General features: G+C 69.6%; 22 protein-coding genes and 1 pseudogene. 15 read left to right on the top strand and 8 right to left on the bottom strand.

The window, feature by feature from the left end:
* Positions 1 to 61: 61 nt before the first annotated feature.
* Entirely contained in the window at positions 62 to 622 is a 561-nt protein-coding gene (gene vanY-N / locus ACFWZ5_RS01395; RefSeq protein WP_384787399.1) for a D,D-peptidase/D,D-carboxypeptidase VanY-N, read from the bottom strand.
* 87 nt (positions 623 to 709) lie between these two features.
* On the opposite strand from vanY-N, the gene ACFWZ5_RS01390 reads away from it, so the two are divergent.
* Both ACFWZ5_RS01390 and ACFWZ5_RS01385 read left to right on the top strand, forming a co-directional pair.
* Entirely contained in the window at positions 710 to 1,405 is a 696-nt protein-coding gene (locus ACFWZ5_RS01390; RefSeq protein ID WP_384787402.1) for a response regulator transcription factor, read from the top strand.
* Complete coding sequence (locus ACFWZ5_RS01385) at positions 1,398 to 2,552, top strand: sensor histidine kinase (RefSeq protein WP_384787405.1); 1,155 nt, start codon at positions 1,398 to 1,400, stop codon at positions 2,550 to 2,552. Before ACFWZ5_RS01390 ends, ACFWZ5_RS01385 begins: the two co-directional genes overlap by 8 nt.
* On the opposite strand, the gene ACFWZ5_RS01380 is transcribed toward ACFWZ5_RS01385, so the two are convergent.
* Positions 2,531 to 3,649 carry a lipid II:glycine glycyltransferase FemX gene (locus ACFWZ5_RS01380; RefSeq protein WP_384787408.1) on the bottom strand — a complete coding sequence of 373 codons (1,119 nt, stop codon included), beginning with the start codon at positions 3,647 to 3,649 and terminating at the stop codon, positions 2,531 to 2,533. The genes ACFWZ5_RS01385 and ACFWZ5_RS01380 overlap by 22 nt on opposite strands.
* Before the next feature lie 8 nt (positions 3,650 to 3,657).
* Entirely contained in the window at positions 3,658 to 5,040 is a 1,383-nt protein-coding gene (murF, locus tag ACFWZ5_RS01375) for a UDP-N-acetylmuramoyl-tripeptide--D-alanyl-D-alanine ligase (RefSeq protein ID WP_384787411.1), read from the bottom strand.
* A gap of 428 nt (positions 5,041 to 5,468) precedes the next feature.
* Here murF and vanH point away from each other — a divergent pair, with 428 nt between their 5' ends.
* From vanH to ACFWZ5_RS01355, 4 genes are read left to right on the top strand one after another with little or no spacing between them, the layout of a single operon-like run.
* Positions 5,469 to 6,500, top strand: a complete 1,032-nt coding sequence (gene vanH, locus ACFWZ5_RS01370) for a D-lactate dehydrogenase VanH (protein WP_384787414.1) — start codon at positions 5,469 to 5,471, stop codon at positions 6,498 to 6,500.
* The gene (vanA, locus tag ACFWZ5_RS01365) at positions 6,497 to 7,537 is read left to right on the top strand and encodes a D-alanine--(R)-lactate ligase (protein WP_384787417.1); all 1,041 of its coding nucleotides are present in this window, start codon (positions 6,497 to 6,499) and stop codon (positions 7,535 to 7,537) included. The genes vanH and vanA overlap by 4 nt, the downstream gene beginning before the upstream one ends.
* Positions 7,534 to 8,142, top strand: a complete 609-nt coding sequence (gene vanX / locus ACFWZ5_RS01360) for a D-Ala-D-Ala dipeptidase VanX (protein WP_384787420.1) — start codon at positions 7,534 to 7,536, stop codon at positions 8,140 to 8,142. Before vanA ends, vanX begins: the two co-directional genes overlap by 4 nt.
* On the top strand, positions 8,114 to 8,785 hold the full coding sequence (locus ACFWZ5_RS01355; protein ID WP_384787423.1) for a hypothetical protein: 672 nt from the start codon (positions 8,114 to 8,116) through the stop codon (positions 8,783 to 8,785). The genes vanX and ACFWZ5_RS01355 overlap by 29 nt, the downstream gene beginning before the upstream one ends.
* Positions 8,786 to 8,884: 99 nt before the next feature.
* On the opposite strand, the gene ACFWZ5_RS01350 is transcribed toward ACFWZ5_RS01355, so the two are convergent.
* A complete protein-coding gene (locus ACFWZ5_RS01350; RefSeq protein ID WP_384787626.1) occupies positions 8,885 to 9,703 on the bottom strand; it encodes an SDR family oxidoreductase in 819 nt (272 codons plus the stop codon).
* Positions 9,704 to 9,851: 148 nt separating this feature from the next.
* Between ACFWZ5_RS01350 and ACFWZ5_RS01345 the strand changes: the two genes are divergently transcribed.
* On the top strand, positions 9,852 to 10,661 hold the full coding sequence (locus ACFWZ5_RS01345) for a helix-turn-helix transcriptional regulator (RefSeq protein WP_384787426.1): 810 nt from the start codon (positions 9,852 to 9,854) through the stop codon (positions 10,659 to 10,661).
* Positions 10,662 to 10,811: 150 nt separating this feature from the next.
* On the opposite strand, the gene ACFWZ5_RS01340 is transcribed toward ACFWZ5_RS01345, so the two are convergent.
* Complete coding sequence (locus ACFWZ5_RS01340; RefSeq protein WP_384787429.1) at positions 10,812 to 11,069, bottom strand: hypothetical protein; 258 nt, start codon at positions 11,067 to 11,069, stop codon at positions 10,812 to 10,814.
* 874 nt (positions 11,070 to 11,943) lie between these two features.
* On the opposite strand from ACFWZ5_RS01340, the gene ACFWZ5_RS01335 reads away from it, so the two are divergent.
* The 3 genes from ACFWZ5_RS01335 to ACFWZ5_RS01325 all read left to right on the top strand — a co-directional run bounded on the left by ACFWZ5_RS01335 (position 11,944) and on the right by ACFWZ5_RS01325 (position 15,755).
* Positions 11,944 to 13,947 carry an alkyl/aryl-sulfatase gene (locus tag ACFWZ5_RS01335; RefSeq protein WP_384787432.1) on the top strand — a complete coding sequence of 668 codons (2,004 nt, stop codon included), beginning with the start codon at positions 11,944 to 11,946 and terminating at the stop codon, positions 13,945 to 13,947.
* An 88-nt stretch (positions 13,948 to 14,035) separates the two neighbouring features.
* Complete coding sequence (locus tag ACFWZ5_RS01330) at positions 14,036 to 14,362, top strand: thioredoxin family protein (RefSeq protein ID WP_384787435.1); 327 nt, start codon at positions 14,036 to 14,038, stop codon at positions 14,360 to 14,362.
* Positions 14,363 to 14,576: 214 nt separating this feature from the next.
* Positions 14,577 to 15,755 (top strand): acyl-CoA dehydrogenase family protein, encoded by a 1,179-nt coding sequence (locus tag ACFWZ5_RS01325; protein ID WP_384787438.1) that lies wholly within the window; start codon positions 14,577 to 14,579, stop codon positions 15,753 to 15,755.
* A 95-nt stretch (positions 15,756 to 15,850) separates the two neighbouring features.
* Here the strand turns inward: ACFWZ5_RS01325 and ACFWZ5_RS01320 are convergent, their stop codons facing one another.
* Both ACFWZ5_RS01320 and ACFWZ5_RS01315 read right to left on the bottom strand, forming a co-directional pair.
* A complete protein-coding gene (locus tag ACFWZ5_RS01320) occupies positions 15,851 to 16,666 on the bottom strand; it encodes a phosphotransferase enzyme family protein (RefSeq protein WP_384787629.1) in 816 nt (271 codons plus the stop codon).
* A 156-nt stretch (positions 16,667 to 16,822) separates the two neighbouring features.
* Positions 16,823 to 17,986: a cytochrome P450 gene (locus ACFWZ5_RS01315; RefSeq protein ID WP_384787441.1), complete on the bottom strand. Its 1,164-nt coding sequence runs from the start codon at positions 17,984 to 17,986 to the stop codon at positions 16,823 to 16,825.
* 597 nt (positions 17,987 to 18,583) lie between these two features.
* On the opposite strand from ACFWZ5_RS01315, the gene ACFWZ5_RS01310 reads away from it, so the two are divergent.
* The 5 genes and pseudogenes from ACFWZ5_RS01310 to ACFWZ5_RS01290 all read left to right on the top strand — a co-directional run.
* Positions 18,584 to 18,850 (top strand): acyl carrier protein, encoded by a 267-nt coding sequence (locus ACFWZ5_RS01310; protein ID WP_384787444.1) that lies wholly within the window; start codon positions 18,584 to 18,586, stop codon positions 18,848 to 18,850.
* Complete coding sequence (locus tag ACFWZ5_RS01305) at positions 18,847 to 20,073, top strand: beta-ketoacyl-[acyl-carrier-protein] synthase family protein (protein ID WP_384787447.1); 1,227 nt, start codon at positions 18,847 to 18,849, stop codon at positions 20,071 to 20,073. Before ACFWZ5_RS01310 ends, ACFWZ5_RS01305 begins: the two co-directional genes overlap by 4 nt.
* A complete protein-coding gene (locus tag ACFWZ5_RS01300; protein WP_384890077.1) occupies positions 20,070 to 22,292 on the top strand; it encodes an MMPL family transporter in 2,223 nt (740 codons plus the stop codon). The genes ACFWZ5_RS01305 and ACFWZ5_RS01300 overlap by 4 nt, the downstream gene beginning before the upstream one ends.
* Before the next feature lie 124 nt (positions 22,293 to 22,416).
* On the top strand, positions 22,417 to 23,058 hold the full coding sequence (locus ACFWZ5_RS01295) for a gamma carbonic anhydrase family protein (protein ID WP_384787452.1): 642 nt from the start codon (positions 22,417 to 22,419) through the stop codon (positions 23,056 to 23,058).
* A 43-nt stretch (positions 23,059 to 23,101) separates the two neighbouring features.
* Positions 23,102 to 23,771 (top strand): annotated as a pseudogene (locus ACFWZ5_RS01290) (hypothetical protein); the annotation flags it as partial.
* 100 nt (positions 23,772 to 23,871) lie between these two features.
* Here the strand turns inward: ACFWZ5_RS01290 and ACFWZ5_RS01285 are convergent.
* Positions 23,872 to 24,156, bottom strand: a complete 285-nt coding sequence (locus tag ACFWZ5_RS01285; protein ID WP_384890075.1) for a GMC oxidoreductase — start codon at positions 24,154 to 24,156, stop codon at positions 23,872 to 23,874.
* Between the last annotated feature and the right edge of the window lie 121 nt (positions 24,157 to 24,277).

Here is a 24,277-nt window from a genome sequence, read left to right as displayed (position 1 = left end):
CCTCATTACCGGCCCGTACGAAGGCGCGCAGTTCGGGCTGTGGGCCCCACCAGCGCGTCGTTCACGGCCGCCGTACTGCTGCCTTCACGGCCTCAAGACCTCCCCTGGCCGGGGAACACGTCGCGTTCGGGTGGTACTCGAAGTGCCACCACTCGTTGTCATAGATGCGGTAGAGGTCGTAGCGGGCGCCGTGTTCCTCGAGCCAGCGTGCGCCTTCAAACGGGCGTACATCCAGCGCGGTGCCTTTGACGTGCCTGGATTCCGCCGGTGGCAGTACGAGCATCCGGGCCGCGGCCGGTGAGCCGACGCGCCGTACCTCCTCGTCGAACAACCGTTGCTGGACGAGGGGATCGCGGTATCCCGAGGTGAGGCCGATGAGCTGCCCGTGGCGCCAGAGTGCCTCGGTGCGTGCGGCGGTGAATGCCGCCCTGGCGCCGTCGGTGAGACCGGTGAGATCCTCGGCAGGAAAACGGATCCCCAATGCCCAGCGGCAGGCAAGTTCCCGGGCGCGGCTGGGATTGCGGACGAACGCAACGGGGAGCAGGAGCACGGCGAGCGCCACCGCGAGTGCGGCGAACAGCCGGTCACGGGGCCGGGGCGGGATAACGTGTGGTTCGTTCATGCCTCCAGTCGAGGGGGCGTGACGTTGCCAGCCCGTATCCAGTTTTTGATATGCCGACGATATGGCACCAACTCGTAGCATGAGGCCATGCGTGTGCTAGTCGTTGAGGACGAACCCTACATGGCAGAGGCCATCCGCGATGGGCTGCGCCTGGAGGCGATCGCGGCCGACATCGCCGGTGACGGCCATACCGCTCTGGAGCTGCTGAGCACCAACGCCTACGCCGTCGCCGTCCTCGACCGGGACATCCCTGGACCCACCGGTGACGAGATCGCCCAACACCTCGTCGCCTCCGGCAGCGGCATGCCGATCCTCATGCTGACCGCTGCCGACCGGCTCGACGACAAGGCCACCGGGTTCGAGCTCGGCGCCGACGACTACCTCACCAAGCCCTTCGAACTCCGCGAACTCGTGCTCAGACTCAGAGCACTCGACCGCAGGCGCGCCCACAACAGACCACCGGTGCGAGAGGTCGGGGGCCTACGTGTGGATCCGTTCCGCCGCGAGGTCTACCGCGAGGGCCGCTACATCGCGCTCACCAGGAAGCAGTTCGCCGTGCTCGACGTGCTCGCCGCTGCCGAAGGCGGTGTCGTCAGCGCGGAAGAGCTGCTGGAGCAAGCGTGGGATGAGAACGCGGACCCGTTCACCAATGCCGTGCGCATCACGGTCTCGGCCTTGCGTAAACGCCTCGGCGAGCCCTGGCTGATCGCCACCGTGCCAGGGGTCGGTTACCGCATCGACACAGGACCGGACGCCGACGACCGGGGAGCCGTGAGTGGATAGGCGTCAAGGGTTGAGCGTCCGCCTCAAGCTCACCCTCAGCTACGCCGGGTTCCTCGTGATCGCGGGCGTCTTGCTGCTCGCCGCCGTGTGGATGTTCCTGCTGCGAGGAAGGTCGAACAGCCTGGACATCCCCGATCGGTCCGACTTCCTCCGTGTCTTCGACCCAGGCAGTTTCGGCCCAGTCGTCTTCGTCCCAGCGGGAATCCTCGTGCTGGCGTTCCTGCTGGTGTTCGGTCTCGTGGGCGGGTGGATTCTGGCCGGCCGGATGCTCGCCCCGCTGACTCGCATCACCGATGCCACACGCAGAGTGGCGAACGGACCGCTCTCCCACCGGATCCGCCTACCGGGTCGCCGAGACGAGTTCCGTGAACTCGCCGACTCCTTCGACACCATGCTCGCGCGGCTCGAAGCCCACGTCGCCGAACAGCGGCGATTCGCGGCCAATGCCTCTCACGAACTGCGCACTCCGCTGGCGGTCACGCGGGCGCTTCTCGACGCGGCCCGCAACGATCCGAACCGCGACCCCCGCGAGCTCGTCGAGCGCCTCCGCGCGGTCAACACCCGAGCCATCGACCTCACCGAAGCGCTGCTCCTGCTCAGCCGCGCCAACCAGCGGTCATTCACCAGGGAACACGTCGACCTGTCCCTCCTGGCGGAAGAAGCCACGGAAACGCTCCTCCCCTTGGCCGAAAAGCATGGCGTCGCCATCGAAACCTCCGGCGACGTGAGCACCACCATCGGTTCACAGGCGCTCCTGCTGCAGCTGACCATGAACCTTCTGCACAACGCGATCGGCCACAACTTGCCTGAACAGGGCGTCGTATGGGTGAAGACCGGCGTCCGCCCCCACAGCGCTGTGCTCACTGTCGAGAACACCGGTGAGAAGCTCGCCCCACAGCTGGTCCCGACACTCACCGAGCCATTCCAGCGCGGCACCGAACGCTTGCACACCAGCCACGCAGGTGTCGGCCTCGGCCTGGCCATCGTCAAAAGCATCACCCAAGCCCACGACGGAACACTCGCCCTCACCCCCCGCCCCGCCGGCGGGCTCCGCATCACGGTGCAACTGCCCGCCGCGCCAGCGCACACGCCTCGCCCGCCGAGTTCCGCCACCGACAGGCTGCCTCAGCCTCGACGGGACATGTAGACGTCGAATGCCTTGTACAGCAGGCGATTCAGCGGCAGATCCCATTCGCCGAGATACTCCACGGCTTCGCCGCCGGTGCCGACCTTGAACTGGATCAGCCCCAGGTGCGGGTCGTTCTTGTCCACGGTGTCGGTGATGCCGCGCAGGTTGTAGACCGTACATCCGGCAGCCAGAGCATCAGTGATCATCCTCCACTGCACGGCGTTCGACCCGCGTACCTCCCGTTTGGCCGTGGCGGAGGCGCCGTAGCTGTACCAGGCGTGTGCTCCGACCCGGACCCAGATGGTGGCGGCAACGAGGTCACCTTCGTGGTGGGCGAGGTAGAGCCGGATCCGGTCCTTGTCCTCGGCCAGCAGCGCCTCGAACATGGTCGGGAAGTAGCTGAACGGCCGCGGGATGAACCGATCGCGTTGCGCGGTCTCGACGTAGATCCGATAGAAGTCGGGGAGGTCCTCGACACTGCCCTGGGTCACGATGACACCCGCTGTGCCGGCCTTCTTGATGTTGCGCCGCCAGAGCTGATTCATCCCCTTCAAGAGTTGATCTTCGTCCTTGCCTGCCAACGGCACTTGGAAGACCCAGCGCGGCTGCCCGGCGGAGAATCCTTCTTCTTCTTTCGGCGGGCGCCAGCCCAGATGCCGCAGCTGGGTGCGTGCCCGGGCAGCGACGTCGTTGACGGTGTCCGGGGGCACGTCGCTGAGCCTGGTGATCTCTGGGTCGGCGATCGCGGCTTTGATCGTCGCAGCACTCCAGGTACGGGCCACAGCCGTCGTCCCGATGCGTATGGCGAAGGCACCAGAGCGCTTCAGGTGGTCCACCAACGGGCCGAGCCAGTCGGCCAGATCATCAGAGGCCCAGTCGATCACCGGCCCTTCGGGCAGGTACGCAAGGGACGTCCTGAACCCGGGCAGCCGCCGAAACAGCACCAAGCCCGCGCCGACCAGGTGACCGCGGTCGTCGAACCAGCCCAGCGACTCCGCCCCCCACTCGCTCTTCACCGACGCCCAGGCCGGGGTCTGCAGGAAACTCACCGCGGGTTGGCTCGCGTTGAACGCGACGTGATCGCTCGCCGTGATGGTCCGTACCCGAAAAGCCACTGCTGCTCCTACCTGTTGTCCATGGGGCGATCTGCCGGTGCATCGTGGGGTCCGGACACGAGCGCGGCGGCGACCTCGTCGAGGCGCGCCCCGCGGGAGGCCTTGACGAGCACCACATCGTCGGCAGTGAGCCGACGGCGCAGCCATGCGATGGCCGCGGCGTTGTCGGCCAGCGCCACCGCCCGCTCTCCGGCGCCGTCGGCGAGCGGCCGGGCGCCGACCGTGACCACCACGTCTGCCCGGAAGGCGGCGTACTCGCCGATGGCGCGGTGCTGGGCCTCGCTGTCGTCGCCGAGTTCGAGCATCTCGCCGAGGACGGCGATGCGGCGCTTGCCCTCGATCGCCGCCAGCGCGTCCAGGGCGGCACGGGCCGAGTCGGGGTCGGCGTTGAAGGAGTCGTCGAGCAGCGTCGCGCCGACGACGAGGTCACGTAGCTCCAAGCGCCACTTCGACAGCGAGACCGTGGGCAGCACCGCCGCGGCCGCATCGAGGGAGACGCCGACCGCCAGCCCCGCCGCCGCTGCAGCCGCCGCGTTGAGCGCCTGGTGCGTGCCCACGAGCGGCAGTGCGACCGGGGCCCGGGCGGCGGCGGTCCGCAGGGTGAAGGACGGCCGGGCGAGCCGGTCGAGGACCACGTCGCGTACGTGTACGTCGGCGTGTTCCGCCCGCCCGAAGGTCAGCACCGGGCGGTCGGTGAGCGAGCGCATCGCGACCACCCGGGGATCGTCGGCGCTCAGGACCGCGGTGCCACCGGGCGCCAGACCCTGCACCAGCTCACCCTTGGCCCGGGCGATTGCCTCGCGCGACCCGAGATGGCTGAGGTGGGCCTGGCCGACGTTGAGGACGACACCGACGTCGGGCGCGACCAGGCCGGTGAGTTCGGTGAGGTCGCCGATGTGGCGGACTCCCATCTCAAGGACGAGGAACCGGGTGGCCGGGGTGGCACGCAGCATGGTGAGCGGCACGCCGAGTTCGTTGTTGAGCGAGCCGATCGTGGCGATCGTCGGCGCGGCGCTCGACAGCACGGCCGCCAGCAGGTCCTTGGTGCTGGTCTTGCCGCGGGATCCGGTCACCGCGACGACGGTAAGACCGCCGCGCAGCCGTGCCACTACGTGGGCGGCGAGCGCCTGCAACGCGGCTTTGGCGTCCTCGACGACGACGGTCGGCAGGGCCGTGGGCCGGGAGCCGAGCACGGCCACCGCACCGGCCCGGCCGGCCTGGACGGCGTAGGCATGGCCGTCGACGTGTTCGCCGGCGAAGGCGACGAAGAGGCCGCCCGGCTCGGCCTGCCGGCCGTCGAGCACGGCCGGCGCGGTCACCGTCACGGCGCCGTCGCCCTCGACCGTCCCGCCGACGACTGCGGCGATCTCGCCGAGGCTGAGCGGGATCATGCCCGGACCGCGCAAGGATCGGCGCAGCGCATCGACAACCGGCCGATCGCTGTGACGGCGAGCGGGGGAGGGTCGGCGAGGCAGGGGATGGCGGAGGCTGGTTCGCTGGAATTCATGCCTTCCAGCCAAGAGAGCACGGTGTTGCCGGCACGTATGCAGTTTTCGATACGTGGACGATAGGTTGCCGGCCCGCTGGAGCGTCGCTTCGGGGTCGCCCGGAGCCCTGAGGGCGGCACGGCAACGTGTCGCGCATGCGCCGCGCCGGGCTCCTCCACGGGCCGGGGACTCGTCCTCTTCCACGCGCCGGGGACTCGTCCTTGAGGATCAAGACAAGCCCTGTCCCGGCCTTGCAGCAGCCGGCCACATATCGTTGGCGTATCCAAAAACGCATACGTGCCGGCAACACCACGCTCTCTTGTCTGGGAGGCATGAGTTCCAGCGGACCAACACGAGCGGCGGAGTGCCGTACCCGAGCGCCGGCGTCGTCCTCACGGGCTGTCCCGACAACGGGAATCACGGTCTATGGATGCGAGCAGGATGAGGCTCGTCTGTTCCGGGAAATGGCGCCTCGCTTCGGCATGGTGCCCACCATCACGAAGGCAGCGGTATCTGAAGCCAATATCGACCTGGCAGTCGGGAATCGATGCATCAGCATCGGCCACAAGACGCAAGTCACCCGTGCCACGCTCATTGCGCTGAGCCGCGCCGGTGTGGAGTATCTCTCCACCCGCAGCGTCGGATGCAACCACATAGACGTGAGCTACGCGGAGAGCGTGGGTATCTCCGTCGGGAACGTGACGTATTCTCCCGACAGCGTCGCCGACTACACGCTGATGCTCATGCTGATGGCATTGCGCCACGCGAAGGCCACCATCCGTCGCGCCGATGCGCATGACTACCGACTGAGCGAGACACGCGGCAAAGAGCTGCGCGACCTGACTGTCGGAGTGGTCGGCACGGGGCGTATCGGCACAGCGGTCATCGACCGGCTGCAAGGCTTCGGATGCCGCGTTCTGACCTACGACAACGGCCCCAAGGACTCCGCCGATCACGTGCCGATCGACGAGCTGTTCCGGCACAGCGACATGGTCACACTCCACACCCCGCTCACCGCGGGAACCCGCCATCTCGTCGATCGCCGACGCATCGATCAGATGAAACACGGTGCGTTCATCGTCAACACCGCACGCGGGCCACTCATTGATACCGAAGCCCTTCTTTCGGCGTTGGAGAGCGGCAGATTGGGCGGCGCGGCGTTGGACGTCCTCGACGGCGAGGAAGAGATCTTCTACACCGACTGCCGAAACAAGAACATCGAGAACCGCGCCCTGTTGCGCCTGCAGGATCTGCCGAATGTTCTCATCAGCCCCCACACGGCCTATTACACCGACCACGCGCTGAGCGACACCATCAGGAACAGCCTCATCAACTGCCTTGACTTTGAAAGAGGGAAAGCATGAACAGGTTGAAGATCGGCATCATCTTCGGGGGCCCTTCCGAAGAACACCCCGTCTCCGTCAAGTCCGCCCAAGAGGTCGCAAAGAACCTCAACGCCGATAAGTACGAGCCGTACTGGATCGGCATGACACAGTCCGGTGCCTGGCGGCTCTGTGATTCCCCTCGCGCAGACTGGGAGAACGGCGCCGCTCGTCCGGTCATGCTGTCACCCGACCGAAGCGTCCACGGTCTGCTCGTCCTGGAACAGGGACGATTCGAAGTGATCCGTCTGGACCTCGTGCTGCCCGTTCTGCACGGCACACTCGGCGAAGACGGTGCGCTCCAGGGCCTGTTGGAGCTCTCCGGCGTTCCCTATGTCGGCTGCGATGTCCAGAGCTCTGCCATATGCATGGACAAGTCCCTGACCTACACCGTCGCCAAGAGCGCGGGAATCGCCACGCCGAATTTCCGGGTGGTCACGGAGGACGAGAAGGTCGACGCCGACCGGCTTCCCTACCCCGTCTTCGTGAAGCCGGCCCGTTCGGGCTCGTCTTTCGGTGTCAGCAAAGTCGCCGGAGCAGCGGACTTGCCGAGTGCACTGGACGCCGCCCGACAGTACGACTCGAAGGCCCTGATCGAAGAGGCCGTGGCCGGGAGCGAGGTCGGCTGCGCGCTTCTGGGGGAACCGTTCACCCCGATCACGGGCGAGGTGGACCGCGTGGCCCTCGCACACGGATTCTTCAGGATCCACCAGGAGGACGCACCCGAGACTGGTTCGGAGAACTCGACGTTCATCGTTCCCGCCGACATCTCCGAAGAATCGCGTCGGCTCGTCCAGGAGAGCGCCAAGACCATCTACCGCACGCTGGGCTGTCAGGGGCTTGCCCGCGTGGACATGTTCCTCAAGGAGGACGGCCAGGTGGTGCTCAACGAAGTCAACACCTTGCCCGGCATGACCTCCTACAGCCGCTATCCCCGGATGATGGCCGCCGCAGGACTGCCGCTTTCCGACGTGATCGACCGGCTCGTGTCAATGACACTGCACCGGAAAAGGCGATGAACGACGACTTCGTGTACCTGGACGAGCTGGTACCCGGCATCCGTTGGGACGCCAAGTACGCCACCGGGGACAACTTCACCGGAAAGCCGGTGGACGGATACCTGGCAAACCGGATCGTCGGCACCAGAGCCTTGTGCACAGCCCTGGGGCGAGCGCAAGCCGAAGCCGCGTCCCTCGGCTTCGGCTTGCTTGTCTGGGACGGATACCGTCCGCAACGCGCCGTCGACAGCTTCCTGCGCTGGTCGGAACAGCCGGAGGACGGCCGGACGAAGGAGCGCCACTATCCCAACATCGAAAGACCCGAGCTCTTCGACAAGGGATACGTGGCCGCCAAGTCGGGCCACAGTCGCGGCAGTTCCGTCGACTTGACGCTCTACACCCTTGCCACCGGAGAAAATGCTCGCATGGGTGGCGACCACGACCTCATGGATCCGGTCTCACATCATGGGGCAAGCGGAATAACGCCCATCGAAGCGGGAAACCGCGAGCTCCTCTGCTCCATCATGGAGGACTGCGGATTTGTTCGCTACGAATGCGAGTGGTGGCACTACACGCTGAAAAGCGAGCCTTATTCAGATGTCTATTTCGACTTTCCCGTCACATGATGGAAGCCTCCCTTACGTCTCACAGTGGGGAAGCCTGGACCGGAACGACGAGGTCGTCATGCGGCGTGCCGCACCATCGGGTCTCGACGTCTTCCTGCGGCGCACCGATCCATCGCACCTGCACGACTGGGCCGCCGATGGATACCACTCGAGCGAGGAGTACCTGTTCTGGTCCCGCAAGGTCTGCGGCCTGGCATGCCTGCAGTCCCTGCTCCATGGCTGGACGGACGTCCGACTGACGATGCGTGAACTCCTTGCGCTGGCCCTCGACTGGGGTTGCTACCTGGTGGAACCCCACGGCAAGGTCCAGGGACTGCTCTACAGGCCATTCATGGCTTGGGTCAGCTCCCAATTCGGATTCACATGCCAAGTGGTCGAGAACACACCGATTCAAGCATCCTCCCGAGCGGTGCGCCCCGGGCAAGTCCTGATCGCTTCAGTATCTCCTGAGATACGCGACCCAAGAACGTACGCACCGCGACGAGGAGGGCATCTTGTGCTGATTCATGCGGTCCATGGCGGTATCGTGCGATTCCATGATCCATCGGGCTACTCTCACAACGCAGACTCCGCATCGCTGCCCCTGCGCATATTCGAGCGCTTCCATGCAAGACGAGGAATCCTGGTCAGCGCGCCATCGTGAGGCCAGGCGAACGGGCACCGCGCGTCGTTGCCGCCGACGGTCACTCAGTGGGGCACACGGAGCCGCTTCGATCATGCGCCGCTGGGATGACGGTGCAGGTCAACGGGGTGGGGTGACTGCTCGCAGCACGTTGACGCCGTCCCACCGGCGGTAGCGGTAACGCGGACGTCGCCCCGGAGGCCACTGCTGGGCAGTGGGCCGGACGACGATCTCGTTCACGTCCACGGTCGCGGGCTGCTCGATGGCGAACGCGATGGCCCGGGCGATTGCTTCGGGCGGGATCGCGATCCGGTCCCGCATCGCCGCGATCTCCGCTCTCACCCGTGCATTCGTGGACGCCTCCGCGAAGTCGGTGCCGACCATGCCGGGGGAGACGGTGGTCACTCGCAGAGAGGGGCCGGCTTCCTGACGCAGGCCCTCGCAGATGGCGCGGACCGCGACCTTCGTACCGGCGTAGACCGCCATGTTCGGCACGACGCGGAAAGCGGCCGTGGAGGCGACGGTGATGAAGTGGCCCGTGCCCTGCGCACGGAAGACCGGCAGCGCGGCGCCGATTCCGTGCAGCACCCCTTTGACGTTGACGTCGACCATCTGGTCCCACTCGTCGACCCGTAGATCGTCGAGCGGCGAGATGGTGCCGGCACCGGCGTTGCTGACCAGCACGTCGATGCGGCCGAAGCGCTCGCGGGCCAGCGCGACCAGGGCGTGGAGATCATTCCGTCGCGTCACGTCGGTGCGGGCGTGCACGGCCGCACCGCCCGCCGTCTCGATGCGCCCCGCCAGATCCACAAGGCGTTCGGATCGGCGTGCGCCCAGGACGAGTCGCGCGCCTCGTTCGGCAAGCAGCAGCGCGGTCGCCTCGCCGATGCCGCCGCTGGCTCCCGTGACCGCCACGACCTTGCCGTCGATTCCCGCGATCCCGGCTGTTCCTGCCGCGATTCCGGCTGTTTCCGTCATGATGTGTGCCTCCTCTTCCTTCTCCGCTCTCTGTTGGGAGGCCAGTCTGTGGGGGATTCAGCCTGGTATACAGAGCGCGTTCATTCTGGAATCAGGAATGCCATCCACCATGAAGAGACAGCCGGATCAACGCCGTGAGCTGGGCGCTTTTCTGCGCAGCCGCAGAGAGCGGATCACGCCTGACGACGTCGGGCTGCCTGACACCGGGCGACGGCGGACGCCGGGCCTGCGGCGGGAGGAACTCGCGCTGCTCGCCGGGATCAGCGCCACCTGGTACACGTACTTGGAGCAGGGCCGGGACGTACGCGCCTCGGACCAGGTGCTCGACGCCCTCGCCTCGGCGCTGCGGCTCGACCGGCACGAGCACGACCATCTGCTGCGACATGCCGGTCACGCGCCTTCCGGGGAAGCCGAGGCTCCCGAGCCTCGGCTTCCTGCCGAGGTGGCGGCCGTCCCGCTCCTGCTCCAGCCGCACCCCGCGTACATCCTCGGCGGCAACTACGACGTGCTCAGCCACAACCAGGCGGCCGCGGAGCTGTTCCCGTACCTGGCCGCGGCGGCGGACCGTCCGGCGAACTTCGCCCGCTGGGTGTTCCTCGAAGCCGCGGCCCGGGACGTGCTGGTCGACTGGCAGCACGAGGCGCGCGGCCTGCTCGCCCGGCTGCGGACGCTGGCCGGACGCCATCCGGGCGATCCCCGCCATACCCGGCTGATCGAGGAACTGAAGGCGGACAGCCCGGAGGTGCGGGCCTGGTGGCCGCGGTACGACGTGCAGGCACGACGCGGCGGTCGCAAACGGCTGCGGCTCCCGGGACGCGGGGTGGTGGATTTCGCTTACACCGCGTTCCACCTGGCCGAACAGCCGGACCACACTCTCGTGATCTACTCCGATGACCAGGAGCGGGGCCGGGTCGGCTGACCACTGTCGGCAAGCCGCCGCCGGGCCGGGCCGCGGGGGACGGCGGTGGCCCGACGGCGGCGGTCGGGGTGGACTTCGGGCAGGCCCGTGCGAGTGGTGAGCGGCTGCTGCCTCGGCCGAAGCAGCGCGGACCTTGCCGTTCCGCGCCGGTCAGGCACAGCTGCGGGAAGCGGGAGTTGCGCCAGCGCACCGGGCCGCCGGGTTCACCCGTGTCGCCGCTGCCGCCGTGCCCGAAGTAGTACCAGGGGTGCGGTAGGTGAGGGCGTAGTCCAGTTCGCCGCCGCTCTGGTGGGTGCTGCGGCCGGTCCGGGCCAGTTGTTCAGCGGGCCGCAGGCGCAGGGAGCGCTCGCGCGCCTGCTGGTCGGTGCGGTTGCGGTTGCGGAAGTTGAGGTTGAGGTCGCCGACCATTACCCAGCCTTCGCCGGCTTGGCGGGCCGTGCGGATCTGCCGGAGCAGGATGCGACTAGTGGGAGGGCCATGGCCAGCGTTGTCGTCAGCCGGGTTACGGCCCGCCGGCCTCTGCGGCCGGAGCCGAGTACGTCACATAAGCCAGACATTCCTCCCTCAATTGGGCAGCCCTTGCTGCCCCGTTTGTCCGTGGACACCGGGTTCTACCAGCCCGCTGCGGAGGCGCGGGGGCCCGTAAAGGGCTCGGTTGTGCCTGCCGTTTCCTCTTGCGAGCGGCATCACCGCAGCATGCGTTGGCCCGCGTGCCCGGATGCGGGCGTGGCGGTGCCCGTATCCCGCCCGCCCCGATCAGCGCGGTGCCGCCGAGGGCGAGCCACACAGCGTGGGTGGGGGAGCGGATGCGGTCAGCGCCTCGTTGCGGCCCTTGTCTGCTGACGGCCTGCCGCTTCTCGCCACGGTGGGCCTGCTGAAGTCTTGCGTGACAGCCTCGCGTCGAACCCGCGGCTCGGTACGGTCGGCCTTCCTGCTCGGGATCGCGGTCTCGCGCGGTGGCGCCAGGCTGAGGGCAACGCCGAGTCTCGGCGGAGGCGGCCTCCTTGTTCGGTACCGCGTTCGCCCATTGCCTGGTCCGGAACTGACCGGCTGGCTGAGGTCGGAGTGTGGGTGAGCGGGGGTGCATCAGGTGATTCTCGGACAGCGGCGGCTGACCGGTTCGCTCCCTATTGATGCTGGTTGCAACCTGTCAGGGTCCGTACTGTCGGACTGTCACATTCTGTGCCGCGTTGTCGCCTGACGGTGAGCGGTCCGGCGTGCCAGGTGCACGGGCGTGCCCAGTGAGTGCCGGGCGGGCCCGGCCGAGCGAAGGGAGAGACCATTGTCCGGCTTACCGCGCAGTCAGTCCCAGCCCGCGACACCGCTGACCAGGGACGTGAACGCCGCGGTCACCGTCCCACCAGCCGATCAGGATCCGGAGGCGGTACTCGCCGCCCGGGGGCAGATCGCCGCCTTGCCCCCGGACTTCACCGTGGACCGGGACGACAGCGACATCCCCGCCTGGAGCCTGGCCCCGTACGCGTTCCTGTCCGGCCAGGCGCCGGACACCGTCAACCCCAGCCTGTGGCGCAACGCGCTCCTGAACATGAACACCGGCCTGTTCGAGGTCGTCCCCGACGCCGTCTACCAGGTACGCGGGATGGACCTGTCGAACATCTCCTTCCTGGAGGACCCCACCGGCGCCTCCCAGGAGGTCGTGGTGGTCGACCCGCTGATCAGCGCGGAGTGTGCGGCCGCCGCATGGAAGCTGTACCGGGAGCACCGCGGCCTGAGGCGCACCATCCGGGCGGTGATCTTCACCCACTCGCACATCGACCACTACGGCGGTGTGCTCGGCCTGTTCGAGGACGGCCGGCTGCCCGACGGGGTGGACGTGATCGCTCCGGAGGGGTTCCTGGAGCACTCGGTGAGCGAGAACGTCTACGCCGGCAACGCCATGCAGCGCCGGGCGATGTTCATGTACGGGCCGCTGCTCGAGCGCTCCGCCCAGGGGCAGGTGGACGCCGGTCTGGGCAAGAGCATGTCCGCCGGGTCGTCGGGTCTGCTGCCGCCGACCTTCACCGTCACGCCCCGCATCGCCCAGCCCGGTCATGTGGTCGCGTTCGGGCCGGTGAACCTGGAGTTCCAGCTCACCCCGGGCACCGAGGCCCCGGCCGAGCTGAACTTCTACCTGCCGGACGTCAAGGCGGTGTGCATGGCGGAGAACGCCACTCCCACCCTGCACAACCTCTACAGCCTGCGCGGGGCCCAGGTCCGCGACGCCAAGGCGTGGTCGCAGTACCTCAACGAGTCCATCGAGTGGTACGGCAACCGCTCCGACACGCTGTTCGCCTCCCACTTCTGGCCCCGCTGGAACACGGACGAGAGTCCGGACGCGATCACCTCCTTCCTGACCAGCCAGGCCGACCTGTACCGCTTCCTGCACGACCAGGCGCTGCGGCTCGCCAACCAGGGCCGCACCATGACCGAGATCGCCGAGGACCTCGACCAGCTGGTGCCCGAATCCCTGGCAGGGCAGTGGTTCAACCGCGGCTACTACGGCACCGTCAACCACGACCTCAAGGCCGTCTACCAGCGCTACCTGGGCTGGTACGACGGCAACGCCGCCCATCTGCACCCCCTGCCGCCCGAGCAGGCAGGATCCCGCTACGTCGAGGCGATGGGCGGCCCCGCCCAGGTCGTGGCGCTGGCCCGGGAGGCGTACGAGAACGCCAAGACCGCCGAGGATTACCGATGGGCGGCCGAACTGCTCGGCCACGCCGTGTTCGCCGACCCCTCCCACCAGGAGGCCCGCACGCTGCAGGCCAGCGTCCTCGAACAGCTCGGCTACCAGGCCGAGAGCGGCCCCTGGCGCAACTTCTACCTCGCCGCCGCCCACGAACTGCGCACCCGGCCCGCCGACGGCACCCCGCCCAACCTGCCCTCCCCGCAGATCATCACCCAGCCCGTCCTCGAAGCCATGCCGCTGGACATGCTCTTCGACTACCTCGGCATCCGCCTCAACGGCCCCGACGCCGCCCACCACGCCCTCACGCTCGGCTTCACCATCACCGACGGTCTGCCCGGCGACCCCACGCAGTGCGTGGTCCAACTCCGCAACGGCGTCCTGGTCTTCACCGCTGCCCTCGTCGACGCGGAGCAGTCGGACGCCACCTACACCCTCACCCGCTCCGGCCTGAACCGCTGGGCGATCGGCGAGGCCACCCCCGACCAGCTCGTCACCGACGGCTCCCTGTCCGTCGACACCGGGAGCGTGGATCCGCTCAACGCCCTCAACGGGCTCCTTGAGACCTTCGCCTACTGGTTCGGCCTGACCACCCCCTGACCCTTCCGCACCCCCTGCGTACGCCCGGCCGCGGCGCGTCCGTCCACGGGCCGCTGCCCCATCCCGCCCCGAGCAAAGGAGAGTTCCCATGAGCGGCACCGTCGTCGACACGACCGACGCGGACTTCGAGTCCAAGGTCGTCAAGGCCACCGGCCCGGTCCTCGCGGTCTTCCGCGCCGAGTGGAGCGCCGTGTGCCGGGCACTGGACCCGATCCTGGCGGACGTCGCCAAGGAGTACGCGAACCGCCTGACCGTCGCCCGGCACGACATCGACCGGCAGCCCCAGACACCGCCGAAGTACAACGTCACCGCCATCCCCACCCTGTATGTGTTCAAGGGTGGGAAGATCGTTGCTACCCGGATCGGACCGGCCACCAAGAACAACGTGGTCGACCTGATCAAGCCGCACCTGTGACGGACACTCCAAGCGGCCTTCCCGGGTACGAGTGAACTTGCGCTCCCCGGTCATGGCGGACGGCCGGACCGCCGATGGTCCAGCGCCCGGTACGCATCGTCGACCCGTCAAGGGCGCGGGGCGTACCGGCTCGGCTGGTTGGGGACTGCGGACTGGCCGCCGGGGGTGGGGTGCGTGAGACGATCGGGGAACAGGCCACAAGGAGAGGGACTTCATGGGGGGCGAGGGCCGGCTGCATGTCAGTGCGGAACTGGCGGGGGTGCTGGAGCGGATCGACGCGCTCGGCGGGGTGCTCGATGAACGGGCCGATGCCGCCGAGGAGTTGGGAAGGCTTCCGGAGGACACGGCGCGGGCGCTGTTGGACACGGGGATCGTGCGGGCCGAGCTCCCGCTGAGTCTCGGCGGATACGAGTTCGCGCCGCGGCAGCTGATCGAGACGGCGGAGCGGATCAGCTACCACGACGCCGCGGCCGGGTGGACCATGTTCGCGTTACAGATGATGACCGGGACCACCGCGGCGTACCTCGCCGCGGACGCGGCGGCCGAGCTGTTCCCCGACGTGCCGAACGGCAAGTACGCACTGCTCTCGGGGCACGGCACACGCCCCGGCCGGGCCGTCCCCGTGGAGGGCGGCTTCCGGGTCAGCGGCCAGTGGCAGTTCGCCTCCGGGATGGCGCACGCCACCCACATCCACAGCGCGATCCAGGTCGAGGGCACCGGGGAGCTGCGGGTCCTCGCGATGCCGAAGTCGCAGGTGACCCTGGACGGCAACTGGGACGTGCTCGGGCTGCGCGCGACACACAGCGTCGACTACCACTGCACCGATGTGTACGTACCGCACGAGTACACCTACGTCGCGACCACGGACACCCCGGTCAACGGCGGCGCCCTCTACCGCCTCGGCCTGGTCGACATCTCGGCGCTCGGGCACACGGGCTGGGCCCTCGGCGTCGGCCGGCGGCTCCTGGACGAGCTGAAACGGGTCGCCGCGGCGCGGACCGGTTCGCGGGGCGCCGCGGTCGACACTTCCCAGTTCCACGCCGAGTACGCGACGGCGGAAGCCCGGCTTCGGGCAGCCCGGGCCTGGGCGTACGACGTCTGGCGGGACGTCGAACAGACCCTGGACGAGGGTGAGTTGCCGAGCGTGGAGCAGGACACTCTGATCCGTCTCGTCCTGAACCACACGACCTCGACCGTGTACGAGGTGGGCCGCACCGTACACCGCTGGGCCGGCTCGGCGGCGATCCGCCGCGGGCCGATCGACCGCTTCCTGCGCGACCTCGGGACCGGCACGCAGCACATCACGTCCAGTCCCGTCGTACTCCAGAACTGCGGCAAGTGGCTGAGCGGCGCCCAGCCGGACGCCCGGTGGAGCTTCCTCGATCTGATCTGACCTTTTCTGACCCGACCCGACCCGACCCGACCCGACCCGACCCGACCCGACTTGACTTGACCTGACCTGGGCTTGTCTTGTGACCTCTGGGCTCGTCAGTCCAACAGGGCAGCTGTGAACACCTCGCGGCTGGCCGCCAGCCACTCCTGGATGCGATCCCAACGCTGCCAGCCACCGCGTTCGGACAGCGCCTGGGTGTAGGCGGGGTCGCCGTCGGCCACTCGGCCGGCGACGAAGGCCCGGCAGGCTGCGGTGGCCTCTTCGATGACGCCGGGCAGTTCAGCGCGCTCCTGCGGGGAGAGGCCGTAGCCGTCGGCGAGGATGCGCAGTCGCCTCGGGGCATCCAGCCCTGCGGGATGGACAGCTGCCATGGAGGTGGGATCGAGCATGGGTACCCAGTAGCGGGCGGTCATGGCGACGTCCCACACCGCTCGGCCGGGGGCCGCCATGTCGAAATCGATCAGGGCCACGGCACGGCCGTCGCGGAAGACGACGTTCTCCGGGCACACGTCGTTGTGGCACAGCATCGTTCCGCCCGCCGGGTCCGCGAATGATCCGGGCCACTGGACGCCCGCGTCAACCGTGATGGCCGCGCCGGCGTCGTGCAGGCGCCGCAGCAGGCTTCCCACCGATTGCAGCGCGGTCTCGGTCATCGCCCAGCTCGGATACGGGGGTAGAGCGACGTCACCGGGGATGAAGGTCAGCTGCTCGCGGCCGTCCGCGGTGAGAGCGACCGGCCTGGGAGCCGCGTCGAACCCGTGCTCTGCGAGTGCGAGGAGATGGGCATGGAGGGCGCGTGCGGTGGGCGGCGCGGGGCGTTCCACCAGGGCACCGCGGCGGAAGACCGCGCCCGTGTTCACCATGCCGCCCACCAGGGCTTCGCCCTCTGCCGTCCCGCCCTCAGCCGTCATGTCGATCACGCTACCGCTCCGGGCGGCGCGGGTGGGCCCGGAAGCCGGGGTTCGGCTTCCGGGCCGTGTGGTGCGGGGCGGTCAGTACCAGTACCAGCGCCTGGCAGGCCTGTTCTTGCTGCTGAGGATGCGTCGCATCTTTGCGGCCATGAGTCATCACCTCCTTCCGGCGTCGTGTCCGGGCATCGATGGCATGGGAGTTCGGCACAGAGTGAAGGGACGTGGGACGTTGCCCTCGGCCATGGCCGCACGGGTGTCACCGCCGGTGACACTCAGGCGGGTGCCGCGGGTGAGGGCGGTCAGCGACTCGGTGAGCAATGTCTGCGCCACCGCTGCGCCGGCGCAGGTGAAGGGGCCCGCGCCGAACGTGATGAAGCATCCGTGGTCGCCGGGCTGCTGCCAGCGTTCCGGCCGGAACGCCTCGGGGTCACTCCACTGTCGCTCGTCGTGGTGTGTCAGATAGGGGCTGACGGAGAGAAGGTCCCCGGTCCGGAACGCCACCCCGCCGACCTCGACGGGGTGCGGGACGCTACGGGCGAGTACCCAGGGCATGGGACGGTGGCGCAGCGCTTCCCGCACCACCTGGTCAGCGGTCCAGGGCCACGGCGAGTCCGCCGTGTGGTGCAGGCAGGGCAGCAGTACCGACCAGGCCAGTGAGGCACTGAGAGGCACCACGATCGCCCGGTGCATCATCACATGCAGCTCGGCAACTGTCCGGTCACTCACGACCGCGGGCGGGCAGGCGCCGAGCACGGCGTCCAGCACATCGCGCGCCTGGCCCACCGGGTGTTCCCGGCGGTGCCGCACCTGCTCGGTCAGGGCGGTGACCAGCCTGGCGCGCCAGACCTCGGCCCGGACGCGCTGCCACATCCGCGGCGCGTGGAACACCACGCCCGTACGCGCGGCCTGGTCGGCCAGTCGGCAGGTCGCAGCGGGGGTGGAGGCGGGGTGCAGCAGCAGGTTCGCCACACACCGCTGCACCAGCCTGTTCCCGCATTCCGGCCACTGGCTCGCCGAGGGCAACTCGGCGACGGCTCGCACCAACTCGGCCTGGTACTGCGGCACACCCGCCCGCAGAAAGTCCCTCACCGCGTGACCGACCGCGACCTGGTCTTCTCGTGTGGGCAGCAGTTCACCGAAGAAGTCCGACTTCCCGGTATGGAATTCCGGATCGCGCAGCAGCCTCCGCGCCAGGACCGCATCGCTGACACAGTACTCGCCCCAGGGGAGTTGGATGATTCCCGTCGTGCTGCGGCGGCGGAGGCCGTCGATGTATTCAAGCGGGTCCCGCCGGAACCGGCGCTTGTCTCCCATTCTCATCGGAGCATCTCCTCGGTGAGCGTCTCGATGAAGGTGCCGAACGGTCACCTTGTGCGGCTCGGCGTGTCCGGGGGTCGGCCTGTGCCACGCGGTAGGACGTACTGGACGTACCGAGTGTGCAGACGCGTCGGCGCTTGCGCACGTGGTGTTCCGCTCAGTGGACCCGTTGAGGCCCTTGAGCCGTCAAGTGGCAGCTGGTGCGCTTCGCGCGTCCCCCTAATGGGAGAACCCGCGCGCCGGTCGCGTCGCTTTCTGTTCGGTCATGGTAAAACTGGGCGGGAAATTCGACATGAAATGATGAGAAATCAGCATGCTTTCCTGCCCATCCGTTTCTCTTTCACTCGCCATGTGGCGTTTCTGGTGTCCGTATCGCCGCCGTGAGCTTCGCCGCCTCCTCACCGGCGTTCGCCGGCCAGCCCTCTGAGCCGGCCTACCGGGCCGCCTCCTTGAAGCCCCCTGTGCGCTGAATCCCCTGATGCGCTGATCGATGTCTCGGCGAGAACACCTGCGACGCGAGCGTGGGCACCGCGCACGTCAGCGGCAACGACCCGACACACCTCACATCCCCTGCCTCAACCGACGCGAAGGAGAACAACGATGGAGCCCGTCTACGACGTGATGGCCCGCCTGCTCGCCGAGCATTTCGGCGTGCCGGAGGATCAGATCCGCCCGGACGCCACCTTCGAGGCGCTGGAGTTCGACTCGCTCGCCCGGGTGGAGCTGGCCATGCTGCTTGCGGACACCCTCGGCGTGAGCCTGCCCGAGGACCAGGCGGACATGACGCTCGCCGAGGCGGCCGAGCACCTGACCGCGGCCGTCGGTACGGCGGGAGCGGCCGAGGCCCTGCGGGAGGCGGTCCGGTGACGGCACGGGACATGGCCGTCACGGGGCTCGGCCTCGTCACCCCGGCGGGCGTGGGTGTCGAGGAGTCCTGGGCGGGGATCTGCGCCGGCAGTGGCCTTGCGGCGCGCGACGATGCCCTCACCGGTCTCCCCGTCGACTTCTCCTGCCGGGTGCCGGACTTCGACGCCGCCGCCCTGCTCGGTCCCCGGCTCACCTGGCGCATCGACCGGTTCATTCAGCTCGCCATGGTGGCCGCCCGCCAGGCGGTGGCGGACGCGGCACTGGACCCTGAGACGTGGGACGGGCCGCGGGTCGCCGTCGTCCTCGGCGTGGCCACCGCCGGAGGCGACACGTGGCCGGATGCCTTCGGCAGTCTCGCCGAGGGCCGCGTCCATTCCATCTCGCCCACCACGCTGACCCGTTCGCTGCCCAACATGGCGGCCGGCGAGGTCTCGATGGACCTGCGCGCGACCGGGCCCTGCCTCACCACGTCGACGGCGTGCGCCTCCGGGGCCACCGCCCTCGGCATCGCCCGCGACCTGCTGCGCTCCGGATCCTGCGACATCGCGATCGCGGGCGGCACCGACTGCGCCCGGGTACCGATGGGCTCGGCCGCCTTCTACCGGCTCGGCGCCCTCTCCCAGCGCCGCGACGATCCGGCCACCGCGTCCCGCCCCTTCGACGTGGACCGGGACGGCTTCGTACTCAGTGAGGGCGCCGGGGTCCTCATCCTGGAGCGCCCGGAGCACGCCCGCGCCCGCGGCGCCCGGATCCGCGGCTACCTCGCCGGTTACGGCGCCTCCGCCGACGGCTTCCACGCCACCAGCCCTCAGCCGGACGGCGACGGCGCACGGCGGGCCATCGAAGCCGCCCTCGCCGACGCCGGTTGCGAACCGGCAGACGTCCATCACATCAACGCCCACGGCACCTCGACCCCGCAGGGCGACCACATCGAGGCGAACCTGCTCAGCACCCTCTTCAGATCGGGCACACCCCCGGTGACCTCCGTCAAGGGCGCCATCGGCCACACGCTGGGCGCCGCCGGGGCGGTGGAGGCCGCGGTGACGGTGCTCTCCCTGGAGCGGCAGCTCGTTCCGCCCACCGCCAACCTCAACCAGCTCGACGAGGGCGTGGCCATCGACGTCGTCACCAAGACGCCCCGGGCCCACCGGATGACGGGCGCCCTCAGTAACGCCTTCGGGTTCGGCGGTCAGAACGCGGTGCTGTTCTTCCGGAGCGCATGACGCGCATGACCGCCCGCCCCCGGCTCGTCCTGCTGCTCGCCGCCCTGGTCGCTGCCCTGTGCGCGATCGCGGGCGCGGGCACGCACGAGCGGCTGGCCAACGGGGGTTACACCGCGAAGGACACGGAGGCCGACCGGGCGGCCGCGATGCTCGCCCGCGCGGGCGCGGCCCCGCCGGACCTGGTGCTGCTGGCCCGGTCCGCCACCGGGGTGGACGCGGCCGCCGTCCGGCGGGCGGGCCTCGGCCTCACGCGGGAGCTGGCCGCGGCCGACGGGGTGGCCTCGACCCGCTCGTACTGGGTCACGCCCGACGCGCTGCTGCGCTCCGAGGACGGACGGGCCGCCCTGGTCACCGCCGACCTCGCGGGCGCGGACCGCGAGGCGACCGCCACGGCCCGCGACCTGGTCCCGAAGCTGACGGGCCGTCGCGGGCCCCTCGACGTCTCCGCGACCGGCGGCTCCTGGGTGAGCGTGCAGGCCGCGGAGGCGAGCGAACGGGACCTGGTCACCGCCGAGTTGATCGCGGCGCCCCTCACCCTGCTGCTTCTCGTGGTGGCGCTGCGCTCGCTGCTCGCCGCGCTGGTGCCCGTCGTGATCGGCGTGCTCGCGGTCGCGGGCACGACGGCGCTGCTGCGGGCGCTGACGTACGCCATGCCGGTGTCGGTCTTCGCGATGAACCTCACGACGGCGCTCGGCTTCGGCCTCGCTGTGGACTACGGCCTCTTCCTCATCACCCGGTTCCGCGAGGAGCTGCGCCACGGTCTCGTCGCGGTGCCCGACGCGGTGCCCGACGCGGTGCCCGACGCGGTGCCCGACGCGGTGGCGCGCACGGTGCGCACCGCCGGACGCACGGTGGCGGTCTCGGCCTGCACGGTGGCTCTCGCGATGGCGGCGCTGCTCGTGCTGCCGCTGCCGTTCCTGCGCTCCATGGCCTGTGCGGGCATGGCAGTGGCACTTCTCGCGGCGGCCGCGGCCCTGGCCGTCGTACCACCGCTTCTGCTGCTGCTCGGCGAGCGCATCGGCCGCACCGGGCGCCCCGACAGCCCGCTGTGGCGGCGGGCCGCGACGGTGGTCGCCCGACGGCCCGCGCGGTACGGGATCGGCTGCGCCGTGGCTTTGGTGCTCTGCGCGATGCCGTTCGGGCACGTCCGGTTCGGGCTCGTCGACGAGCGGACGCTGCCGGCGAGCACCGAGGCCCATGCGACGGGGGAGGAGATCCGGGACCGCTTCGCCGCGCCCGCCGAGCGCACCCTCACGGTGGTACTGCCCAAGGCGGCGGACGCCCAGGAGTACCGGCAGCGGGTGGCCGTCCTGGACGGCGTGGCCGCGGTCCGCCCCGCGACCCTGCCCCGGTTCGGCCCGGTGCTGACCGTCGTCGGCACTGCGCAGCCCTCGTCGGCCGCCGCCCAGCGGCTCGTGGCCGACCTCCGTGCGACAGCCCCCGAGGGCGCCCAGGTGGCGGGCCGCGCGGCGATGCTCGCCGACACCAAGGCGGCGGTGGCCGAGCGGCTGCCCCTGGCCGGCGGACTGCTTGCGGTCACCACGTGGGCGATGCTCTTCCTGCTGACCCGCAGCGTGCTGCTGCCCTTCAAGGCGCTGCTCGTGGGCGCGTTGAGCCTGACGGCGAGCTTCGGCCTGGTCGTGCACATCTTCCAGGACGGCCATCTGCGCGGCGCGCTCGGCGAGTTCACCGTCACGGGCGCGCTGGACCTGACACTGCCGCTGCTCATGGCGGCCGTCGCCTTCGGCCTCGCGATCGACTACGAGATCTTCCTGCTCTCCCGGGTGCGCGAGCAGTGGCTGCGGGGCCTGGACAACCGGGACGCCGTGGTGGAGGGCGTCGCCCGCACCGGTCGGCTCGTCACCACGGCGGCCCTCGCGGTGGCCGTCGTCACGGGAGTGCTCGCCACCTCCGGACTGACGGTCCTGAAGCTCCTCGGTACCGGGCTCGCTGTCGCCGTGCTCCTGGACGCCACGCTGGTCCGGGGAATCCTCGTACCCGCCTTCCTCACCCTGGCGGGCCGGGCCAACTGGTGGGCGCCCGCGTGGCTGCCGCGAGGCGGCCCAACCGGGTGCCGTGAACAAGGAGTTCGTCGCGGAGTCCGTCTCCAGGCCTCCGGCCGACGGGCCGCAGCTCAGCTGCGAGGGTGGGCTGTCGCGGCAACTGGCCGGACGGCTGCTGGAGCCCCGGCTCGGCGGGGCGATTCGGCGGGGAGATGACGGATCACCCCGTCAGGCAGCGTTCGCCCCGCAGTGCCCCAGATCGCGGAGGGCACAGGTCTCGGCGAACGCGACGTCTGAAATCCGCCAGCGTGCTCGCGGTCCGTCGGGCGAGTATCCGCCCATGATCGTTGAAGCGCAGGGAATCCGCATCCGGCATCGCGGGCATGAACCGCAGGTCCATCCCACCGCCTACGTTGCCCCGACGGCCACGCTCGTCGGTGATGTCCGCGTGGGGCCGAGGGCGCGGGTGATGTACGGCGCGGTGCTCGACGCCGAGGGGTCTCGGATCGAGATCGGGGAGGCGGCGGTGATCTGCGAGAACGCGGTGCTGCGCGCATCCGCGGTCGCCGGTGATCAGCCGGTGCTCGTCGACGACCACGTCTTCGTGGGGCCGCATGCCACGCTGCTGGGCTGCGAGGTCGGCAGGTGCGTCTATGTGGCGACCGCGGCGACGGTCCTGCAGGGTGCGCGGTTGGGGGCAGGATCGGTTGTCGCTGTCGGCGCGCTCGTCCACGCGCGCGCCGTCGTGCCGGACGAGTTCTTCGTCCCGCCGCACACCGTGGCGCTCGACGCGCCGCTGCGGCTGCTGGCCGCGGGCGATCCCGGTCTGGCCGAGGCCGTCGGGCGGGTGGGCTTCGCACAGGTGGCGTTCGGCGTCGATACGGAGTGGACCGACCGGATCAGCCGGTACGAGCGCATCGCGGAGGTACGCGTCGCCGAGTTCGGCACGCACGCGGACGACGAGGTGGTGAATCCCGGCTAGGGCCTGTGCAGAGTCGTGATCAGCGTGTCGATAGAACATTCGTGTGGAGATACGCGAACTGAGTGATGATGATGGGGCGTTGGTGGAGCAGTTGCTGCCGATAGGGCAGTACGGGCCGTATCCGTACCGGCTGCGGGACCAGCTTGAGGGCGTGGTCTGGCGGTTCCAGGCCCTGATGGAGGCGCTGATCGCCGAGGCCGCGCGGCGCGGACAGGTCGGCCTGTCGCTGGTCAGCGTGGACTCCACGACTGTCCGTGCACATCACGACGCGGCGGGCGCGCGGGTGGGTGAGAAGGTGCTGGCCGCCCTGGAGGAGGCTGGCGAGCAGTCAAAGGGGGCCGCAGGAAGGGACAAAGGGATCAAGAGGGTGCGGAAGAGGCTGACGCGGCTGACCCCGCCCGTGCCGCGCGTCGGGTTCGCCGTCGGCGCCGCGCACGGCTGAAGGCCGCTGCCCTGGGGCGCTCGCGGGGTGGGCTGACCAGCAACGTGCGCCGACCGGGCGGACAACCGGAACAAGGAGGGCCGCCGCGGCGGGCGATCCCTCACCTACGACGCCGGCCTCTACCGGGACCGCAACACGGTCGAGCGCCTGATCAACAAACTCACAGCGCGGCGCGGTATTGCCACCCGCTACGACCGCCACCATCTACCTGGCCGGACTCCACCTCCGCGGCGCGATTATCTGGCTCCGCAGCCTCACTTGTAGACCCGAACTCCGCCTGGAAAGGTATCCGGCGGCGGGCGGGCGGTGTGGCGACAGCTCGTGCGGGTGGGGGACAGCGAACCGCTCCGTCAGCCGGGTGGACAGCACGCTTATGACGATGCCCTGCTGGAGTCGGTGCCGCGCAGCAGGTCCGCGGCTCGTTCGGCCACGGCGTACACCGTGGCGACCGTATTCGCCGACGGAATGGACGGGAACACCGAGGCGTCGGCGACCCGGAGTCCGTCGATGCCGTGGACCCGCAGGTCGGGCCCGGTGACAGTGAGGGGATCGGTCCCCATCCGGCAGGTGCCCACCGGATGGCAGTACGAGGTGAGGGTGCGGCGCACGAACCCGCGCACGGCATCGTCGTCGTCCGCGTCCGGCCCGGGAACCACCTCCCGGGCCCCCCCCCCCGCCCGCCCCCGGGGGCCCCGCCCGCCCCCGGGGGACCCCCCGCCCCCCCGGGGGGGTTCGGGAAGAGTGAGCAGGGGGCCCCCCGCCCCCCCGCCCCCCCGG

Origin of the sequence: Streptomyces sp. NPDC059003 (assembly GCF_042740445.1) — a bacterium.
GTDB lineage: Bacteria > Actinomycetota > Actinomycetes > Streptomycetales > Streptomycetaceae > Streptomyces.
This window is presented reverse-complemented; position numbering and strand designations above follow the sequence as displayed.

Coding starts and splice junctions, on each gene's coding strand:
- vanY-N (WP_384787399.1), bottom strand. CDS start 622: ATGAACGAACCACACGTTATCCCGCCCCGGCCCCGTGACCGGCTGTTC.
- ACFWZ5_RS01390 (WP_384787402.1), top strand. CDS start 710: ATGCGTGTGCTAGTCGTTGAGGACGAACCCTACATGGCAGAGGCCATC.
- murF (WP_384787411.1), bottom strand. CDS start 5,040: ATGATCCCGCTCAGCCTCGGCGAGATCGCCGCAGTCGTCGGCGGGACG.
- vanH (WP_384787414.1), top strand. CDS start 5,469: ATGAGTTCCAGCGGACCAACACGAGCGGCGGAGTGCCGTACCCGAGCG.
- vanA (WP_384787417.1), top strand. CDS start 6,497: ATGAACAGGTTGAAGATCGGCATCATCTTCGGGGGCCCTTCCGAAGAA.
- vanX (WP_384787420.1), top strand. CDS start 7,534: ATGAACGACGACTTCGTGTACCTGGACGAGCTGGTACCCGGCATCCGT.
- ACFWZ5_RS01355 (WP_384787423.1), top strand. CDS start 8,114: ATGTCTATTTCGACTTTCCCGTCACATGATGGAAGCCTCCCTTACGTC.
- ACFWZ5_RS01345 (WP_384787426.1), top strand. CDS start 9,852: ATGAAGAGACAGCCGGATCAACGCCGTGAGCTGGGCGCTTTTCTGCGC.
- ACFWZ5_RS01340 (WP_384787429.1), bottom strand. CDS start 11,069: ATGGTCGGCGACCTCAACCTCAACTTCCGCAACCGCAACCGCACCGAC.
- ACFWZ5_RS01330 (WP_384787435.1), top strand. CDS start 14,036: ATGAGCGGCACCGTCGTCGACACGACCGACGCGGACTTCGAGTCCAAG.
- ACFWZ5_RS01325 (WP_384787438.1), top strand. CDS start 14,577: ATGGGGGGCGAGGGCCGGCTGCATGTCAGTGCGGAACTGGCGGGGGTG.
- ACFWZ5_RS01320 (WP_384787629.1), bottom strand. CDS start 16,666: ATGACGGCTGAGGGCGGGACGGCAGAGGGCGAAGCCCTGGTGGGCGGC.
- ACFWZ5_RS01315 (WP_384787441.1), bottom strand. CDS start 17,986: ATGAGAATGGGAGACAAGCGCCGGTTCCGGCGGGACCCGCTTGAATAC.
- ACFWZ5_RS01310 (WP_384787444.1), top strand. CDS start 18,584: ATGGAGCCCGTCTACGACGTGATGGCCCGCCTGCTCGCCGAGCATTTC.
- ACFWZ5_RS01300 (WP_384890077.1), top strand. CDS start 20,070: ATGACGCGCATGACCGCCCGCCCCCGGCTCGTCCTGCTGCTCGCCGCC.
- ACFWZ5_RS01295 (WP_384787452.1), top strand. CDS start 22,417: ATGATCGTTGAAGCGCAGGGAATCCGCATCCGGCATCGCGGGCATGAA.